The 18,811-nt window shown below is 45.4% G+C and carries 15 protein-coding genes; 9 read left to right on the top strand and 6 right to left on the bottom strand.

Translation table 11 applies throughout. From position 1 onward, the window contains the following. Positions 1-435: 435 nt before the first annotated feature. The gene (gene malK, locus L4C44_RS12010) at positions 436-1,548 is read left to right on the top strand and encodes a maltose/maltodextrin ABC transporter ATP-binding protein MalK (protein ID WP_108082432.1); all 1,113 of its coding nucleotides are present in this window, start codon (positions 436-438) and stop codon (positions 1,546-1,548) included. A 238-nt stretch (positions 1,549-1,786) separates the two neighbouring features. Here malK and L4C44_RS12005 read toward each other — a convergent pair whose 3' ends face one another. The 3 genes from L4C44_RS12005 to L4C44_RS11995 form a co-directional block, all read right to left on the bottom strand. Then, on the bottom strand, positions 1,787-1,987 hold the full coding sequence (locus L4C44_RS12005) for a restriction endonuclease subunit S domain-containing protein (RefSeq protein ID WP_017065689.1): 201 nt from the start codon (positions 1,985-1,987) through the stop codon (positions 1,787-1,789). A 208-nt stretch (positions 1,988-2,195) separates the two neighbouring features. Further along, entirely contained in the window at positions 2,196-4,112 is a 1,917-nt protein-coding gene (locus L4C44_RS12000) for a methyl-accepting chemotaxis protein (protein WP_327784747.1), read from the bottom strand. A gap of 240 nt (positions 4,113-4,352) precedes the next feature. Then, entirely contained in the window at positions 4,353-5,060 is a 708-nt protein-coding gene (locus L4C44_RS11995) for a Crp/Fnr family transcriptional regulator (protein ID WP_428805107.1), read from the bottom strand. Positions 5,061-5,208: 148 nt separating this feature from the next. Between L4C44_RS11995 and L4C44_RS11990 the strand changes: the two genes are divergently transcribed. The 8 genes from L4C44_RS11990 (at position 5,209) to L4C44_RS11955 (ending at position 14,527) form a co-directional block, all read left to right on the top strand. Then, positions 5,209-6,582: a hypothetical protein gene (locus L4C44_RS11990; protein ID WP_428805106.1), complete on the top strand. Its 1,374-nt coding sequence runs from the start codon at positions 5,209-5,211 to the stop codon at positions 6,580-6,582. A 129-nt stretch (positions 6,583-6,711) separates the two neighbouring features. Continuing rightward, complete coding sequence (locus tag L4C44_RS11985) at positions 6,712-7,383, top strand: hypothetical protein (protein ID WP_285953819.1); 672 nt, start codon at positions 6,712-6,714, stop codon at positions 7,381-7,383. A 165-nt stretch (positions 7,384-7,548) separates the two neighbouring features. Continuing rightward, on the top strand, positions 7,549-8,505 hold the full coding sequence (locus L4C44_RS11980; protein WP_146490989.1) for an AAA family ATPase: 957 nt from the start codon (positions 7,549-7,551) through the stop codon (positions 8,503-8,505). Positions 8,506-8,515: 10 nt separating this feature from the next. Continuing rightward, the gene (locus tag L4C44_RS11975; protein WP_428805105.1) at positions 8,516-9,442 is read left to right on the top strand and encodes a DUF58 domain-containing protein; all 927 of its coding nucleotides are present in this window, start codon (positions 8,516-8,518) and stop codon (positions 9,440-9,442) included. After that, complete coding sequence (locus L4C44_RS11970) at positions 9,439-9,924, top strand: DUF4381 domain-containing protein (protein WP_428805104.1); 486 nt, start codon at positions 9,439-9,441, stop codon at positions 9,922-9,924. Before L4C44_RS11975 ends, L4C44_RS11970 begins: the two co-directional genes overlap by 4 nt. Next, complete coding sequence (locus L4C44_RS11965) at positions 9,917-10,909, top strand: vWA domain-containing protein (protein WP_428805103.1); 993 nt, start codon at positions 9,917-9,919, stop codon at positions 10,907-10,909. The genes L4C44_RS11970 and L4C44_RS11965 overlap by 8 nt, the downstream gene beginning before the upstream one ends. Continuing rightward, entirely contained in the window at positions 10,902-12,845 is a 1,944-nt protein-coding gene (locus tag L4C44_RS11960) for a vWA domain-containing protein (protein ID WP_428805102.1), read from the top strand. The genes L4C44_RS11965 and L4C44_RS11960 overlap by 8 nt, the downstream gene beginning before the upstream one ends. 2 nt (positions 12,846-12,847) lie before the next feature. Continuing rightward, positions 12,848-14,527, top strand: coding sequence for a BatD family protein (locus L4C44_RS11955; protein WP_428805101.1), 1,680 nt, complete (start codon positions 12,848-12,850; stop codon positions 14,525-14,527). A 95-nt stretch (positions 14,528-14,622) separates the two neighbouring features. Here the strand turns inward: L4C44_RS11955 and L4C44_RS11950 are convergent, their stop codons facing one another. The 3 genes from L4C44_RS11950 to pstA all read right to left on the bottom strand — a co-directional run bounded on the left by L4C44_RS11950 (position 14,623) and on the right by pstA (position 18,807). Continuing rightward, positions 14,623-16,767 (bottom strand): sensor domain-containing diguanylate cyclase, encoded by a 2,145-nt coding sequence (locus L4C44_RS11950; RefSeq protein ID WP_428805100.1) that lies wholly within the window; start codon positions 16,765-16,767, stop codon positions 14,623-14,625. Positions 16,768-17,103: 336 nt separating this feature from the next. Continuing rightward, positions 17,104-17,853: a phosphate ABC transporter ATP-binding protein PstB gene (gene pstB, locus L4C44_RS11945; RefSeq protein WP_004732036.1), complete on the bottom strand. Its 750-nt coding sequence runs from the start codon at positions 17,851-17,853 to the stop codon at positions 17,104-17,106. Positions 17,854-17,943: 90 nt separating this feature from the next. After that, the gene (gene pstA, locus L4C44_RS11940) at positions 17,944-18,807 is read right to left on the bottom strand and encodes a phosphate ABC transporter permease PstA (protein WP_017064256.1); all 864 of its coding nucleotides are present in this window, start codon (positions 18,805-18,807) and stop codon (positions 17,944-17,946) included. Positions 18,808-18,811 lie beyond the last annotated feature (4 nt).

Here is an 18,811-nt window from a genome sequence, read left to right as displayed (position 1 = left end):
ATCGCCAATTGAGGATAACCCCATTTATCTACTCCTCCCCTCCTACTCCCCCTAGTTAATTTTACGTTAGGAGGATGTACCCTTACGCCATTTCACCGAAACTGCATCCATCCAAGAGTGGATAGTAAGAACCCTTTACCAGCGAGTGTTATGCGTTAATGCATTATTCATTTAGTTGGCTTCACTGCCCGCTGGTGTCTTATATTAGCATCGAGCTAAATCTGTGATTGAATCACGGGGGAGGTTTAGCTGGATGTGGGGGAAATGGGCATCAGTTTGGCTATGACGGGTGGGCTTGGTTAAAGAAGCCAAGTCTCACCCACTTTTTTCTTACTCACTCAATACTTACCAATTCCTACAGTTACTGCTGACCCAAAAATTTCTTATAATGATAAGCAGTAAAACTTAAAATTTGATCGATCGAGGACGAGCTAGATGGCGAGTGTCACGTTAAAAAACGTTTATAAATCATATGGTGATGTACAGATTTCTAAGGACGTAACCTTAGACATCAACGAAGGTGAATTCGTAGTATTCGTAGGACCATCAGGTTGTGGTAAATCGACGCTATTACGTTGTATCGCAGGTCTAGAAGACATTACGTCTGGTGATTTGTACATTGGCGACCAGCGCATGAATGACGTTGAACCGTCAAAGCGTGGTGTGGGTATGGTATTCCAATCATACGCGCTTTACCCTCACCTTAACCTATACGACAACATGTCTTTCGGTCTGAAGCTAGCAAACGCAAATAAAGCTGAGATCGACAAACGCGTTGAACATGCTGCAGAAATCCTTCAGCTTGGTCACCTTCTTGAGCGCCAACCTAAAGCGCTTTCTGGTGGTCAGCGTCAACGTGTTGCGATTGGTCGTACTCTGGTTTCTCAACCAAACGTATTCCTACTTGATGAGCCTCTATCAAACCTAGATGCTGCACTACGTGTTCAAATGCGTTCGCAAATCACCAAGCTACAGCGTCAACTGGGTTGTACCATGATCTACGTTACCCACGACCAAGTGGAAGCGATGACAATGGCGGATAAGATCGTTGTTCTTGATGGTGGTTATGTATCTCAAGTCGGTAAGCCGCTTGACCTTTACCACTACCCTCAAAACCGTTTCGTTGCTGGCTTTATTGGTTCACCGAAGATGAACTTCATGTCGGTACACATTGAGCAAGCTGAAGCAGAGCGCGTATTGGTACAGCTTTCTAACGGTATGACTTTCTGGATTCCTGTTGACGGGACGACGGTTAATGCTGGCGATCGTATGTCGCTGGGTATTCGCCCTGAACACTTGATGTCTGCTGAAGCAGGTGACGCGACAATTGAAGCTGAAGTGATGATGGTTGAGAAGCTAGGTAACGAAACTCAGGTTTACCTAAACCTTGAAAGTGCCGATGCTGACGTTATCTATCGCCAGCCAGACACGTTAACAATCGAATCTGGTGACAAGTTGGCGATTGGTATTCCAGCGCACCGTTGTCACCTATTCCACAGCGATGGCCGCGCATGTCGTCGTTTGTACAAAGAGTATGGCACAGACTAATCGCTTAGCCTTTTAGGATATAACTTGCCCATATCGAATCCCTCTTACTCAGTAAGGGGGATTTTTTATGTGTTGGAGACAATTTTACTTACATTGAATCGTTCGTGAATCAACCATTTTTCTTGAGCTAGCTGCAATAAAAAAGGCCTAGCAACTGCTAGACCTTTATCTGTTAGTCAGGCAATAAACCCAACCGCTAATATCACTTCTTTCAGACAAAAGACCTGCCTAAATCAACTTAGTGGATTGGCGTATCACTTGTTTTGTTGAACTGGCCAAAATGCTTTTCTAACACTTCTGGTGTTAGTTTGCCTTCCGCTTCTAGTCGCTTGAACTCAGCAACAATTGCTTTTTGCTCTTCAAGTGATGGCAGTTTCACCTCAGGCTCATCGCCCATCTCTTGAGTCATCTGCTCTAGTTCTTTTTCAAAATCGCTCATGATACTTACCTAAATATTAAACCTAACCAGATTTTACTCATTTACGCTCTGTGATGCTAGAGCGATTAAGTGCAAAGCCCGAAACCAGATCAAGCTAAGGCCAGTTAGAAGAAAACAAGCCCCTAAATAAAAAGAGCTGGATTCACGATTAAATGAATCCAGCTCTTCGTCTGTGTCCCTTTCTAAGCCATGCTACAGCTTAAAGGAATTAAAGCTTAAATGAACCAACCATCTTATCTAGGCGAGAAGAAAGGTCTCGAAGCTCTTGGCTCGCCTCTGCAAGTTGCTCAGCCGTGCCCGTTGTCACTTCATTAATCGCGTTGATCTCTTCAATGTTCTGGTTGATGGTGTGAACAACGGTTGATTGCTCTTCCGTTGCCGTTGCCACTTGAGTGTTACGGTCTGTGATATCAACGATACGGTCTGAAATGCCACCCAGCACGTCCACCGCTTCATCCGACGCTGATACACCTTCAAGGGTAATCACTTTACCTGCACTCATTGCCGTTACCGCATCTTTCGCATCGCTTTGCAGTTGGTTGATCATCTTCTGAATCTCTTCCGTTGAATCTGCAGTACGGCTTGCTAAGTTACGTACTTCATCAGCTACAACCGCAAAACCACGACCTTGCTCACCGGCTCGGGCTGCTTCAATCGCTGCGTTCAATGCGAGTAAGTTAGTTTGCTCTGAAATATCACGAATAACACCCAGAATAGAACCGATGTCTTGAGTTGTAGAAGCCAGTTGCTCTACTACCTGACCCGTGCTTTCAATATCTTGCGCCAAACGACTGATCGCGTCTTTTGCTTTGTTCACCACAGAACGGCCTACTTCCGTATTACCTGAAGCTTGAGTTGCCGTTTCTGCTGCGGTTGCCGCGTTCGATGCAATCTCGCTGATTGTCATACCCATTTGGTTGATTGCAGCAACTACTTGAAGCGTTTGGTCACGCTGTTCTTGGCTGTTGTCGTGAGTAATATGCGCTTTATTAGAAACACTCTCTGCTGCCACTTGAAGCGCCTGGCTTGTCGAACACACCTCTTTCATCGACTCGTGAATCTTTTCAATGAATCCGTTGAAGCCCTTTGAAAGCTGTGCAATTTCATCGTTGCCTTTCACTTCGATACGCTGTGCTAGATCGCCATCACCTTCGCCAAGGTCACCGAAACGCTTAGCCAACAGCTTAATCGGCTGGGTGATGCTATTTGCTAGCACTACGCCCATTAGGATAAAGACTAACGCCACAACCGCAGTCATGATCAGCATCTTTTGCGCTGTCTCATCTAGCTCTGCAAATACTTCATTAGTTGGAACAACACCAATAACAAACCAGTCCATTGAGGACACATACAAGCTCGCTACAAACAGCTCTTGGCCTTGGCTTTCAGTAGTAATTAGGTTAAAGCCTGACTTGTTCAGTAACTGGCTTGCTTGAGGGCCGTAAAGTTGTTGAAGTGAAGAATCGCTGCGTGAGCGTTCACGGTGAATTTGAACATCACCTTGGCTATCGGTTAAGAATACGAAGCCTGTATTTTCAATCTTAAAACCATTGAGTAGGTTAACCATGTCATCCATCGACTTTGATAGACCTGACATCGCCAAACCAGAAGGCTGTTGGTAGTTAGCAAACATCTTCACTTCGCCATTAGCTTCTTGGAACATGCTCACCATGGTTGGCTGACCAGATTGAGTAAAGCCAAAGAACCAACCATCTTGTTGTTGGTTTAGCTGACGCAAGAATCCGTTTTGGTTCCAGTAATATGCAGTTTGACGGTTCGCCACTGAGGCATCATTCAACTGATATTGGTTGCGAACATTGTTCAGCTGTTTAACCAGTTTATTTTCTAGTGCCGGATCGCGATCCGTCGATTCGATAGCATCAGAAATAAATTCATTTGAAGCAATTTGCTCCGCCGCTAGTAATAGCTGAGAGACTTCTCGGTCAATTTCACCATTGATTCGCTCCAGCATTCCTGGAAGTTCAATATCGATCAATCGATGACTTAGTACATCTCTTGCTTGCTGTTGCGCCATCGCGCCGACAATAACTGTTGATGCAAGAACCGCGAAGGTAATTCCAAGTACAACTTTTTGCTTGATACTCAGAGAGTTAGTTTTAAACATATTGGGACCTTTAAAAAGAATAGCTCGTTATCGGTATACCCTGAACAGGACTTTTTAGTGCACGCCAACAGCAATGCACAATCTGAGTGATGTATCGGCCACAACCAATAAAACTAGAGACTTTTCTCTCAAAAAATTGCAAATATGATGTAACAACTAAATTATTTAACCTTGGAGTATCATCCATCAGGAAATATGATTATTTAGCTTTATTCAAATTCATTATGCGTGACGCCATATTTACCTAGCTAACCCTTCCAGAATGAATGTATTTAGCTTGTCTTGATTGATGATATCAATACGGCGATAACCTATTTCAATCATGCCTTCCTTCGCTAGCAACTGGAGCGAACGGCTCAGTGTCTGACGGGTACATCGAGATAGATGGGCAAGTTTGTCTTGGGTATACAAGATTGGATTTAACTCATTAGGAGCCCCATTCAAACGGCTTACCAATAGAAGTAATTTAGCTACGCGATAGTCATTTTTGAGAAGCACAGATTCTGTCGTCCACTCCATCAAGAGCCGGAATCGAAAACTGATTTCTCGAATCGCAATCTTATAAAGTTGAGGGTAACGGGCAGCGATAGCTCTCATTTTTTTGACCGGAATGGCGACGACAATCGCATCAGATGAAGAGTAAAAATTGAGATTCGTCGGTTGGTCTTCAAAACACCCTATCCATGTCAGCCAACTGCTCGGACCTAGCATGGCAATGCACGCCTCATCGCCACTTTCACTGTAACTCATCAGTTCAATGTGTCCCTTAACGACAAGTCGCATGGTATCGACAGCGGTATAGGCGGAATTGAGCAATGTTGGAACCTTATAGGTTTCTATTTTTGCGGCTCCAACTATTTCCTCAATAGCCTTCGGGTCTAACTGATTTAGCGTGGGATCATTTCTTAACACCGTCTCCAGCATCGAATGTTGTTCTTCACTACTCATCGTAGGCACGAAACTAGAATGTAAGATTTTACACATTGTTCTCAACTCGCTCCTGATAGCTTGTTAATTAATTGTTACAGATAAATTAACAATTAATCAAACATAAGTATTAGGAAACACCACAAGGTCGTGAAAAGAGGATTAAAAAATGCAAATGCCATGCGTAAATACATTGAGTCGTTGGCTCTTTAAAGGCTCTGTAGCAACAGTTTTAATTACCTGCGCTAGCTGGAGTTCTGTCTCAGCAGCCAATGATAAATTTGAAGGGATCCCAGGAGAAAGAACGTGTTTCTTCCGTTATGGTCCCGTCTCTGCTGACCCGTATATCAACGTTGCCTACCCCGATGCAGCAGTTAAGTATTGGGGATCAGCTTTTACTGTACCTGATGGTGCCAAGCTCAGGTTAGAAGGGCAATTCCCACATTCTCGCTACATGTCGTTCATTAGCTATGATGACCGTGGAAGACCGGTGCAATCTTTACCCGACTATATGATAAAACCCAGCCGAAGCAGCGTGAACCCTTTCAGAGAAGGCAGCCAGCGCGACAGCGTTCTTAGAAGCTATCAAGTCAATATTCTCGACTCTCAACCAAAAACTGATTACACCGCAGGCCAAATACGTGACGGTGCTGAAATGGATGAACTGCACACGCCGAAATCTTCAGCTAATCAGCAAGTGATCATTTACCGTATCTACGCAAAAGACGAAAACAGTGATGGCACAGGGAATACAGCATTACCTCAGCCAGTCGTCACTCTAGCCTCAGGAAAGGAACTTCGCGGGCAAGAAGCGTGTGATTCTCTGCAAAGTACACAACCGTTAAAAGCTCAATTAAATGCATTGGGGATCCCTGTAGAGAAATATCGAGAACTGGTGTCACAACCCAACAAGCCAGCGGGCTTCCCCGCGACCAACCCATCGACTTGGCACATTCAACTCGACCGAGAAAGCTTGTTAGGTATTTACACTGGGAAAGTCAATCCTGAAGCTCGCCGTAGCACGGGTGGCTTCTACCCCAATCTTGATAACAATTACATTAGAACCGTCGTCAATCGCAAACATGGCCCTGTATTTGTCCTCAGAGCGAAAGCACCTGTGACGCCAAAAACTTTCCATGGCGTTAAAAAGATGACCAAAGGTGACCTTCGTTATTGGTCGGTCTGCTCGAATAAAGGCTTCGCTGTAACCAAAGTCAACGACTGCCTTTACGATGAAGCTATTCCGGTGGACAAAGACGGGTATTACACTGTCGCCGTGAGTCGCGCCGCCGACAGGCCACGTAACGCTTTTGCCCAATGTGGTGTAGGTTGGTTACCAATGGCAGACGATGGTGATGGCATTATTGATGAAGATGCATCGATTGTTCAAATCCGTCACATGCTCGCAGCGCCGGAGTTTAGCCACGCCATCCAAAACATCCAGCAAGACAAAGATATCGCCCCGGTGATGGGGGAATACTACCCAAGAACTTTCTACACGACGACCAACAACTTCGAGCTGATGATCCCTTGCTCGGTATAGTCCTTTCCAGCTGAATAACCAATTAATAAAACTATGAAATGGCAGGTTCCCCGCCTGCCATCTATGACCGAATACCATCCATTTTCTGAGGTTGCCATGCTACTTAAACTACTATCATTGTTGTCGCTCATGTCTTTTCTTATACCGGCACAAGCAGCGCAAACAGAAGAACTCAAACCAGAACTAAAACCAGAGCAAGGACAAGAACAAATAGAAGACCTAGACGATCCTACCGCGCTGAGCTCGTTTCTGGGAATACGAACAGGGACCAACGGATATGGTGCCATCGCGCAATTTGGATTCAATAGCCCCGACAGTGTATTGGGTCACAACAGCTTCATTCAATTTAAAGACGATTTTGAAACCGTACATCTACGCCATTTTTCTATCTATAAACAAAGTGGAACAGGGTTGTTTGTCGATATGCAGCGCAACAACGCCAATGCGATTCCCGTTAACCGAGCTTCTGTTGGCGCCATCCAGATAATCCCTATCTCAGATAACCTTAGGATCAACCCAGCCCTTTTATACGGCGAAACCTGGACAGACGATAAGAAAGCTCAAAAAACACTATTTCCAGATACGTCGATCGTGACCTTGTATACCTTTATTCGCTGGCAAGTCGCCGACGACTGGTTCGTCAATTTGGTACCTCAATATACCTACAGCGTAAATGGACGAAAGATTCGCTTGTTTGAACTCGTCACCCAAGTTGGCCACAACATTACTAAGGAAACGAGCATGGCGATAAATACCGATGAAGACGACAACTTTTGGTTAACACTAAAGCACGCCTTTTAAGTCTGACTATGGTAAAACCGTTGGGCTTAACTGTACTTTGGCTAAACACTTGTAAATCATTCCATTTTTGGAAAAATAAATTACGTAGATGTACTGGAACTTTTTCCTATTAATAAGTGACCAATACTCAAAATAAGAATCAAATGGCCCCCAGAGAGTCCAAAAATGCATAAAAATAACTTCGAAATCCTTCAAAACTACCTAGAGTCTCAAATCATTGGTCAGCAAGAGCTCGTAAAACAATTGATGATCGCCTTACTGGCAGATGGTCATATCCTTGTTGAAGGGCCTCCGGGATTGGCAAAAACCCGCGCAGTAAAGTCGCTGGCTGACTGTGTCGAGGGAGATTTTCACCGTATTCAATTTACCCCTGACCTATTGCCTGCCGACCTAACTGGTACCGATATTTTCCGTCCAGAAACCGGAGAGTTCACTTTCCAATCGGGCCCGATTTTTAACTCGCTCATTCTAGCGGATGAGATCAACCGTGCTCCGGCGAAAGTGCAAGCCGCAATGCTAGAAGCTATGGCTGAGAAGCAGGTGACCGCTGGTCGAAAAACCTATGCTCTGCCTGATCTTTTTTTGGTGATGGCAACGCAAAACCCGATTGAGCAAGAAGGCACTTACCCGCTGCCGGAAGCTCAATTAGACCGTTTCTTGCTGCATTTAGAAGTGGCTTATCCAGACATGGAAAGTGAGCTGGAGATCTTGCGCCTAAACAGAGGCGAAGCGCAAGGCAATCAACCTGTTCAACCAGAGCCTATTTCTCAACAAACTATCTTCGAAGCTCGCCAAGAAGTGCTCAGCATTCACATGGCAGACACCATTGAGCAGTACATAATCAGACTGGTAATGGCGACTCGCCAACCTAAACAATACAGCGACCAACTTGATCAATGGTTAGACATGGGTGTTAGCCCGCGTGCAACCATCGCGTTAGACCGTTGTGCCCGCGCTCACGCTTGGCTTGCTGGCCGCGACTATGTTACTCCACAAGATGTTCAAGCGATGGCATTCCCTGTATTGCGCCACCGCCTGCTTCGTAGCTACCACGCACAAGCTGAAGGGGTCACTGCAAACCAAGTGATCGCACACCTTATATCACTGGTTGGTAGCGCATAGGGATAAGCGCATGAATAATCAATTACCCAACCATAGTGACGGTGTCACGTTAAATCTAGACGAACTGCTGCAATACAAAGCGCAGTCTGTTCGCTGGTTGCCTCCAGCCAAGAGCCTGTGGTCGCAACTAAACGGTCAACACGAGAGCAATCGTAAAGGTCGCGGGATGAATTTCTCTGAGGTTCGTCAATATCAGGCGGGCGACGACATCCGCAGCATTGATTGGCGCGTCACGGCGAGAACAGGCAAGGCGCATACCAAACTGTTTTCTGAAGAAAGAGAACAGCCTGTGATTTTGTTCTTAGATCTGTCGAGCAGTATGATTTTCGGCTCAACCTTGTTACTTAAATCGGTTCAACTCGCGCACTTTGCCAGCCAACTTTGCTGGTTAACCGTCGCTCAAAAAGACCGTATTGGCGCAGTGATAGATACTGGCCAAGAGATCATTGAGATTAAACCCAGTGCTAGCAACCATGCTCCGCTACGTATTTTACAAAAAGTCATAGAAATCAATAACGCAGCGCTGACCAACCCAGGCAATAACAGCGACACAACCTTAGAGCATGGGCTGAAATCTCTTCACCAGCTTTGCTCGAAAGGAAGCGATATCATTATGCTCAGTGATTTCGTCCGTTATAACGAAAGTAATTACTCACTTATCAATCAAATACGTCGACATAATCGAGTTCGCTTGGTTCATTTTTACGATCCATTAGAACAAGGTGTTACTGCATTCAAAGGTTCAAAACAGATCACCGATGGCAATAAAACCCAATGGTTTAATTTCTCCTCCAATAAAGAGAAGCAAAAACTCAACCACGCTTTTTCACTAAAGAAGCAGCAGCTACAACAGTTGGGCTTATCTCTCGCGATGCCCTATAGCTCGCTGTCGAGTGCACAACCATTGATGAGTCAGATATCAGGATCTCAGTCATGAAGCAGCCCTTAGATTTAAGCCCTGTGATTACACCAGATGCGCCAACATGGTGGCCTCTAGCATGGGGTTGGTGGGCTGTGATTGTCATAGCCATTACCCTGATTGCCTTGGTGTTCTTTATTGTAAAGCGCAGAAAAAACAACCAACTACCGAAGCAAGAAGCGCTGTCTTATTTCAGCAATCGTCAGTCTTCAAATCGCTTGTCTCCGAGCGAAGCACAACGCATCCTTCGTCAAGCAGCGCTGAGTTATTTCCCACGCGAAAAAGTGGCAGGCTTGTCTGGTGATGATTGGTTGGCGTTCTTGGATGCACAATTAGCGAAGCCGTTATTTTCCGTAAAGCAATCACAATGGCAACAAGCGCTATACCAAGATGCATCCTTGATGACCGACGAACAGAAAAAGGTTCAACAGCAATTGGTTAATGACTGCGAAACTTGGCTTCGTAAAGCCCTTCCTCCAAAGCGAGGTAATAATGACTAATCTTCTAAGCACTAACTTGCTAAACATTGAATTCGTTTGGTGGTGGATGCTTTTCCTCGTGCCACTGCCGTTTGTCATTTACTTATTGTCACCAAAGGCGAAATCAAACAGCGCCCTTAAGCTTCCATTTCTGCCAGAGGACAGTAACACCAAAATTCCGAGCACTCGCATACCAAAGGCGTTGTCAGTCATTATTTGGCTTCTGCTAGTAACGGCGAGCGCGCGTCCAGTCTGGTATGGCGAACCGGTGGAGTTTCAGCCGAAGCACCGTGATTTGATGTTGGTAGTCGACCTCTCCTACTCGATGAGCCAAGAGGACATGCAGTTCAATGGTGAATACATCGACCGATTATCGGCGGTCAAACATGTGTTGAGTGACTTTATTGAACGCCGCAAAGGCGACCGAGTTGGGTTGGTGCTCTTTGCCGATCATGCGTATTTGCAAACTCCCCTGACGTTAGACAGAGACACGCTATCACAACAACTCAATCAAGCGGTGTTAAAGCTTATCGGTACTCAAACTGCGATCGGTGATGGTATTGGCCTTGCCACCAAAACCTTCGTTGACAGCGATGCCCCTCAGCGTGTGATGATTCTACTCAGTGACGGCAGCAATACCGCGGGCGTATTAGATCCACTAGAAGCCACAGATATTGCTAAGAAGTACAACGCGACGATTTACACCGTGGGTGTCGGTGCGGGCGAAATGATGGTCAAAGAGTTCTTCATGACTCGTAAGGTCAATACTGCTCAAGACTTGGATGAACGCACTCTAATAGAAATTGCCAAACGTACTGGCGGTCAGTACTTCCGTGCGCGAGACAGCAAAGAACTGGCAACGATTTACGACACCATCAATCAGTTAGAGCCCGTGACGAACGCCACTAAGATATGGCGACCACAACAAGAGTGGTTTGTCTGGCCACTGTCGGCGGCAATGTTCTTCGCATTTATGCTGTTAGCCATTAGGAGAAACAATGTCTAACTTTACTTTTATCTACCCATATTGGTTCTTAGCGCTTGCCGTGCTGCCCGCAATTTGGTGGCTCAGCAAGAGACAATCTAAACAAGGATTACTGGCCTCTCATATCGCTCGCTACTTGGCACCAGAATCAAGCAAGCCATCGAAAAACCGTAGTACTTACTTTGGTATTTGGTGGATAGTCGGTGTCATCGCACTAGCCGGTCCCAGCTTTGAAAACAATGAACAGCCAAGCTTTGAAAAAACACAGGCGCGAGTTGTGATCATGGATATGTCGATGTCTATGTATGCCACTGACATTAAACCAAACCGTTTAACACAGGCGCGATACAAGGCTCTGGATCTGCTTTCGTTATGGAAAGAAGGCCTAACTGGAATGGTGGCATACGCCGGAGATGCTTACACCATTAGTCCTTTGACGTCAGACATCAATACCATCAAGAACCTCGTACCCAACCTATCACCAGATATCATGCCCTTCCAAGGCGGCAATGCAGCATCGGCAGTTAAGCTTGCGATTGAGATGATGACTCGCGCTCATATCTACCAAGGCGATCTGGTACTGATTGCTGATGATATTGATGGTCAAGAGAAGAAAGATATCGACTCGCTACTCTCTGGTAGTAATTGGACGTTGTCAGTCTTGGCTGTAGGCACGGAAAGCGGCGCGCCGATCTCGTTACCTACAGGTTCGATGTTACAAACCGACGCAGGACAAACCGTGGTTGCGAAAACCAACGTAGACAATATGCGCGACCTGACTCGTCGCTCTGGAGGCACATTCACTGAGGTACAATTTGATAACTCAGACGTTGAACACATCGCAAGTTATCTCGACCGAATTGCTACAACATCAGAAGTGACTAAAACCGATAACTCGCTCAATACCAGAGTGAACAATGGTTTCTGGTTATTGCCATCTTTGTTACTTCCTGTCCTTGGGCTATTTCGAAAAGGGGTTATTTGGTGTGGCCTAGCTGTGCTTGTATCGTTCAGCCAGCCGAATACTGCGTTTGCGAATCCTTGGAAAACCGATGATCAGGTGGGTTATCAATTATATCAAGATGAGAACTTCCAGCAGGCAGCTGAACAATTCAAACAACAAGAGTGGAAAGGCATCTCACAATACAAAGCGGGTGACTTCGAAGCTGCAGAACAAACACTACAAGGTTTGACTGACGAAAATGCTCGCTACAACCTCGCCAATGCACAAGCAAAGCAAGGCAAGTACGACCAAGCAATTGAAGAGTATCAACGTATTCTCGAAAGCAACCCTGAACATACTTATGCTAAGAAGAACTTAGAGGTCGTCGAACAAGCCCAGAAGCAACAGCAACAGCAACAGCAACAGCAACAGCAACAGCAACAGCAACAGCAACAGCAAGGCGATTCTGAATCCAAAGACCAGAAAGACCAAAACCAGCAAGGTCAGCAAGGTCAGCAAGGTCAGCAAGGTCAGCAAGGTCAGCAAGGTCAGCAAGGTCAGCAAAATGATTCTTCGCAAAGCTCGCAGGATCAACAACAAAGCTCTGCTGACAATGGCAAGTCGCAAAGTCAAAGCGGCAGCCAAGATCAAAGTGAAAACCAAGATCAGAATACTGACCAAAGCCAAGCTGATAACCGCTCTGATTCCAAGATGGATGAAGAAAACGACAAGCAAGCTGTGCAACAAAACAAAGCGGATCAAGCAGGTAGGCCGTCACAGGACAAAGATGACTCTGCATCTCAGACTGCTCAAGAGGCTGCTAAGGAAGACAGTGATAACAACACTCAACAAGCTGCAGCACAAGTATCAGGTCAACCTATGTCGAGCGATCCTGATATGCGAAAGCTTGAGCAAGTCGAGAGTGCACGAGACCCAAGCCAGCTGCTTAAAGCGCAAATGATTTTACAAGCACGACAAAAAAGTGCTCCTAACAACCAGAACAAAAAGTGGTAACCATGCGATTTCTTAACAAGCCATTTTTATCCATACTCCTAACGCTGGCGTTAGGAGCTTTCTCGTCCTTTTCTGCATTGGCGGCTACTGCCGTAGCGAGCGTTTCACAAAACAGTGTCACCAAAGACCAAGTATTTCTACTTAGAGTCGCGACTGATGAAAAGGTCTCTTCTGATGCTTTAGATCTAAAGGCGCTCCAACAGGACTTCTATGTTGGCACACCAAGTTTTGGGTCGTCGATGCGAATCGTCAATGGCAGCCGTTCGGTGTCAAGTGAATGGAACGTCAGCCTTGCGCCACTGCGTTTGGGGAAGGTTCAGATTCCTAGCTTCGATATTGAAGGGGCAAAAACCAAGCCAATCACCATCAATGTTGCCGTTAATAAAGCTGCACCTACTCAACATGATATGGCTGAGTTCCAGCTTAATCTGAGTAAAGACTCGCTGTACCCACAAGAAGTCGCTGAGCTGGATGTAAAACTGATAATTAAAGCTGACCCAAGAAGACTGCAAGATCCTAAAATAGCGCCACCGAGCTCGCAGAGCTTAGATGTGGAACCTATTGGTGAATCGAAGCAATTTCAAGATGTCCTCAATGGACAAGAAGTCACAGTTGTTCAGCAATCTTTCCATATATCGTCACAGCAAGCAGGACAATTTCAGCTTCAAGGGCCAAAGTTAACCGGTGCTGTTGTTTACTCAACCAACAACTCCAGCACAACGCGTCTGTTCCAACTGAACACGCCTGTTGAAACCTTAGATGTCACAGTGAATCCAGTACCAAAAGGCTACCAAGGTGAGTGGTTACCAACATCAAACTTTAAGCTGATACAACAATGGTCAGACAGCCAAGGTAATGAACTGACGGATGGCAATGCTTTAGGTGGCGACAAGCAGAAGATTGAAATGGAAGCGGGTGATTCTCTAACTCGAACCATTACTATGACAGCCAGTAACTTGACCCAACATCAGTTACCAAAACTGAACATCACCTACCCTAAAACGGTGCGTGTTTATGAAGAAAAACCGCAATTTGGCACCACCCAATCCGGTGATGCTGTCGTTGTCTATAAGCAGGTACTAATCCCTAAGGAATCAGGAAGCATCTCTCTTCCTGATGTTTCTCAAGCTTGGTTTAACACAGACTCACAATCACAAGAAACCAGCAAAGCGCTTGGGCTAGAGTTAGCGGTAAAAGCAAGTGACCGTGCGACGTCTAGCACACCACCGGTTACAGCACCACCAGCCCAACAAGTAAGCCCAACGGTTGTGACTGTTGATAGTCCGGGGTTCTGGCCTTATCTCGCCGCGCTATTCGCAGCCTTGTGGTTGCTTAGCTCAGTGATGGCTTTCTACTTCTGGTCACGCCGCGATGTAACGACAAAACCAACACACACTGTTGAACGTCAATCAGATACAGCAGAAGCGCTTATTGAAGCTCTAAAAACGAAAGATGGTGTGATGACAAGAACCTTGTTTGAACAGTGGAAAGCTGAAAACCCAGATTTGAGCGATGAGACGTTAGACGTCGTTGAAGCCGAGCTAAATAAGCTAAACCAGAGTCTCTATGGTGAAGCTAGCTCGACAAAACCATCATGGGCTCCTTCTAAAGTAATCAAAGCGGTTAAGAAGCCAAAGCGAGTTTCTAGCAAAACGCGTAAAAGCTCACTAGAAACGCTTTAATTAACTAGCAAAACTCTAAAATAACAAAGCCGTGACGACCACCTTGTGAGCATCACGGCTTCATTCGTTCTAAGATAGGAAGAAAAAGTACTGTGCTAAGAAATTGAAACCGCGACCTTTTTTCGCTTCAATGCTGAAACGATTCTATTTCTCCCTGAGTCTTTGGCTTGATACAGGGCTTTATCTGCCTTGCCATAAAGCAGGTCAAAATCGAACTGGTGCTGATCAGAGGTTATCGACGCATAACCGACAGACGCGGTTAAATATGGGCTAGTGCTACTTTCACAATGGAGGATCTTCGCCTCTTCAATACATTTCCTGATCGACTCTGCTCGCAGCTTAGTCTCAGAGTGATTGGTGCCGATCATCAACAACATAAACTCTTCTCCGCCTATACGGCAGAACGTTTCCTTATCGCTATGAACATGAGCATTAAGTATCTTACCTATGGTCCGCAGTGCCGCGTCCCCTTCAGTATGGCCATAGACACTGTTGTACAAACCGAAGTGATCAAGGTCGACAAGAATCAGTCCAAACGTGACTTCATCCTCTGTGGCAAATGCCCCTTGATCATCACAATTGAGATCATCTAAAACCTGAGACAACATACGACGGTTTCCAAGACGCGTCAGCGGGTCTAGTTTAGAAATGATATCCAATTGCTCATTAGCCAACTCTAGCTCTTGAGTGCGTTTGCTGACCTCTTGCTCAAGCGTTTCATTGAGCTTTTTGAGCTCCTCTTGAGCCATGGTTCTTTGCAATACCTCAGCAAGGCTAGAGGCAAATATACGAATCACTTCGCGCAATTGAGAAGTTAAAGGACTGCGTGTTAGCAAGTTATCAGCGGCAATAAACGCAATCGGCTCACCCGTATTAGTGGTGAGCATCGTCATTGCGGTCCAACCGACTCCGACAATATTGAAATCGTGATAAATAGGGACCGACTCTTCAAATGCAACTTGGTTAGGACAAGCACGAGCCGCAGCGACAATGTCACGTTCCACTAGCTCAGAGCGATAATAGGATTCATCAACAATGTCACCTTTAATATCTGTACCCCATGTACCTTGCATGTAGCTACAGTTCTTATCGGTAAGAAAAACCGCCAATCGGTCGATACCTAAGTGCTGAATAGCAAAACTTACTGCAGACTTACACACCTCACTGACACTATCGCAGCGAGACAACTCAACCATGCTCGAGTGCAGCATACGTATGTTCTGTTCTTGGCGTTTACGAATGTAGATTTGAGAAAGCAGAGAGCCGAACGATTCAAGCATCTGCTTTTGGTAATTGGTAATTGGCGAACGGTGAATGTAGTTGTCCATGGCGATCCAGCCGACAGGTTTATCCCCTTCTCGTAAGATCAACATACCATTCCAACCCTGTCCAACCACTTTGCCTTCAGTGTATAGAGGCGCTTGTTCAATAATAACCAAGTTGGTGTGGCTGTCAGACAGAGCCTCTATATACTCCGCTTCAAGCTGATGTAAGTCGTATTGAGTATGATGCTCGCTATTAGTTTTTCCCAGTTCATCAGTGCCGTAAGTTCCACTAAAACACCGCTTTTTCATATCAAGCAACATAAAGATCGCACGATCAAAGCCTAAGCGGTCACGTACAGCTTCTACTGACGCTTTATAGAGTGCGTCTAAAGATTCTGGATTCGATAGCTCTAACGCTACCTGATGTACTAACTTCATGTTCTCGACAAACAATTCGCGAAGCTTAATTTCATCCAGGTACTGCGCCTCTCGGGTATCCCGATGCTTAATCTCGATAGCAGCGTTCTTTTCTGCACGAACGCATTGCCAACGGGCTGCGGCGAGTTGGAGAACATCAAGATCTTGATCGAAAGTTTGGTTTATCTGTTCAGCACTGCAATTTTGAACAATTAAATAAGTTCTGCAGGCAGGCGCGTTGTCGAGCATCATGATGAATGACTCTCCACCGAGCACCTTCATATGCTCCCACTTACAAGTATTGATAGCCATAGGCAACACCCCGTCTGCGGTATCGAACTGGGCAACCCAAGGCCAAAATGTGGAAGGATAACTCGATAACGAGGTTAATTCGCCGTAAGAGAACAGCGCTAACGAATCGCTCTCCGGCGTCGGCTCCGCAAATATTCCAATCCCTTGAGGAGCGAGTACCTTAACCAGATAGTCAAAAAGAGATTCAGCCAATAAACGATGGTCGCGCGCAGCAGATATTTGTTTTGCAAAGGCTTTAACAGGCACAGCTTCCGTCCATTGGCTATTGAGAATGAAGCAAAAATACCGAAGCATTGATATGCAATCAATGTAACTAAAAATGAGATGTTAAGCGGGTCGCAATTTCACTTTTAACATTATCACAAGCATGAGAAGGACGACAAAAATGGGATTTTCTGCCCAAAATTTCATCGACATTAGGACTTTTTTAAGAACATAAAAAAGCCCCACATTAGAGTGGGGCAAAACTTCCATCGCTTATAGTTATAGTGATAATTCTGTCGATCTATTCGATTATCTAACCTGCGTTTCAGTTAGCGTACTGTCCTTTAAAAAAACTAAAACAGCACTTAGTTCATCGAATTAACCAAAGTCACCGTTTACGTAACCTTTAGTACGATCATCTTTTGGTTCGCTGAAGATAACACTCGTTTCGTTGTGCTCGACTAGCTCTCCCATTAGGAAGAAAGCAGTACGGTCTGAAATACGACGCGCTTGCTGCATTGAGTGCGTTACGATAACGATAGTGAAATCTTTCTTCAGGTCTTCCATCAATTCTTCAATCTTGTGTGTCGCGATTGGGTCTAGAGCCGATGTAGGTTCATCCATCAGGATTACATCCGGTTCCATTGCAATTGTACGAGCGATACATAGACGCTGTTGCTGACCACCAGATAAGCCAAATGCGTGTGCTTTAAGACGATCTTTTACTTCATCCCAAAGTGCTGCACTGCGCAGTGAGCTTTCTACTACTTCATCAATGTGCTTCTTGTCTTTGATGCCTTGAGCACGTAAGCCATAAGCTACGTTCTCGTAGATGCTCATTGGGAATGGGTTTGGCTTTTGGAATACCATGCCTACACGAATACGTAGGTCAGCCACATCAATATTGCCATAGATGTTTGTGCCATCCATATCCAGCTTACCTTTAATAGTAACGCCTTCAATTAGGTCATTCATACGGTTCAAGCAACGTAGTAGCGTTGACTTACCACAACCTGATGGGCCAATCAGTGCCGTAACCTGACGAGTTGGAATTGGCAGATTGATAGATTTAAGCGCTTGATTGTCGCCGTAAAACAGATCTAGGTTCTCAATATCAAATTTGTTCATGTTCGTAATCTCTAAATTCTTAAATTCGTGTCTAACTTGACGCTTTCTTTATCACGGGGGCTCTCTTTATTATTGAGCCGGCTAATGAGCTTAGTAAGTTGCCGTGTTGAAGCGTCTCGCAATCAGTTTTGTAACCATGTTGATCAAGAGAACCAATACGATTAGGACTGTCGCCGTGCCGTAGGCTTGGTTCCACTCATCGATAGTAAATAGCTCTGTTGTCAGCTTATATAGGTGAACCGTTAGTGTACGGCCAGAATCGAATACCGACTCAGGAACACGTGCCACCATACCTGCTGTTAAAAATACAGGTGCTGATTCGCCAATTACACGACCAATACTCAGAATGACCGAAGTTAAGATACCTGGCATTGCGCTTGGTAAGATCAAGCGCCAGATAGTGTAGATTTTTGAAGCGCCAAGGCCGTATGAGCCTTCACGATAAGTTTGTGGTACTGCCATCAATGCTTCTTCTGTAGTACGAATAATTACAGGAAGAATCAGGATACTTAGCGTTAATGCACCCGACAAAATCGAGAAGCCGAGACCCAGAATCGAAACAAAGAAGGTCATACCGAACAGACCAAAGATAATCGATGGGATACCCGCTAGCGACTCAGTACAGAATCGAATCACTTTCACCAATCGACTACCTACTTTCGCATATTCAGTTAGGTATATCGCCGTCATGATGCCTAGTGGTGCGGCTACCGCAATCGATGCAATTACCATGTAGATCGTGGCGATGATCATTGGGAAAATACCACGCTCTTCACCAGTACGAGTGTAATCGTCAGTGATGAAGTTCCAATCTACGTATTGCAGACCGTTCGATAAGATGTACCAAATAATCCAGAATAAGAAACCAACGGTTACAGCCGCAGCTGCCCAGATAAAACCTTTTAGGATGTTATCTTTGGTTTGACGTGCTTGTTTTAGTTTTACGCGATCCATATTA

The sequence above is a fragment of the Vibrio satsumensis genome (genome assembly GCF_050337435.1).
In the GTDB taxonomy this organism is placed as follows: domain Bacteria; phylum Pseudomonadota; class Gammaproteobacteria; order Enterobacterales; family Vibrionaceae; genus Vibrio; species Vibrio satsumensis.
The sequence above is the reverse complement of the archived record's forward strand: the minus strand, read 5'-3'. Positions and strand labels throughout refer to the sequence as shown.

What these genes read in the sequence shown, in the direction of transcription:
- pstA (WP_017064256.1), bottom strand. Translation starts at nt 18,807, where the DNA reads ATGGATCGCGTAAAACTAAAACAAGCACGTCAAACCAAAGATAACATC.
- L4C44_RS11995 (WP_428805107.1), bottom strand. Translation starts at nt 5,060, where the DNA reads ATGAGTAGTGAAGAACAACATTCGATGCTGGAGACGGTGTTAAGAAAT.
- L4C44_RS11990 (WP_428805106.1), top strand. Translation starts at nt 5,209, where the DNA reads ATGCAAATGCCATGCGTAAATACATTGAGTCGTTGGCTCTTTAAAGGC.
- L4C44_RS11980 (WP_146490989.1), top strand. Translation starts at nt 7,549, where the DNA reads ATGCATAAAAATAACTTCGAAATCCTTCAAAACTACCTAGAGTCTCAA.
- L4C44_RS11955 (WP_428805101.1), top strand. Translation starts at nt 12,848, where the DNA reads ATGCGATTTCTTAACAAGCCATTTTTATCCATACTCCTAACGCTGGCG.
- pstB (WP_004732036.1), bottom strand. Translation starts at nt 17,853, where the DNA reads ATGAACAAATTTGATATTGAGAACCTAGATCTGTTTTACGGCGACAAT.
- L4C44_RS11975 (WP_428805105.1), top strand. Translation starts at nt 8,516, where the DNA reads ATGAATAATCAATTACCCAACCATAGTGACGGTGTCACGTTAAATCTA.
- L4C44_RS11970 (WP_428805104.1), top strand. Translation starts at nt 9,439, where the DNA reads ATGAAGCAGCCCTTAGATTTAAGCCCTGTGATTACACCAGATGCGCCA.
- L4C44_RS11965 (WP_428805103.1), top strand. Translation starts at nt 9,917, where the DNA reads ATGACTAATCTTCTAAGCACTAACTTGCTAAACATTGAATTCGTTTGG.
- L4C44_RS12000 (WP_327784747.1), bottom strand. Translation starts at nt 4,112, where the DNA reads ATGTTTAAAACTAACTCTCTGAGTATCAAGCAAAAAGTTGTACTTGGA.
- malK (WP_108082432.1), top strand. Translation starts at nt 436, where the DNA reads ATGGCGAGTGTCACGTTAAAAAACGTTTATAAATCATATGGTGATGTA.
- L4C44_RS12005 (WP_017065689.1), bottom strand. Translation starts at nt 1,987, where the DNA reads ATGAGCGATTTTGAAAAAGAACTAGAGCAGATGACTCAAGAGATGGGC.
- L4C44_RS11985 (WP_285953819.1), top strand. Translation starts at nt 6,712, where the DNA reads ATGTCTTTTCTTATACCGGCACAAGCAGCGCAAACAGAAGAACTCAAA.
- L4C44_RS11960 (WP_428805102.1), top strand. Translation starts at nt 10,902, where the DNA reads ATGTCTAACTTTACTTTTATCTACCCATATTGGTTCTTAGCGCTTGCC.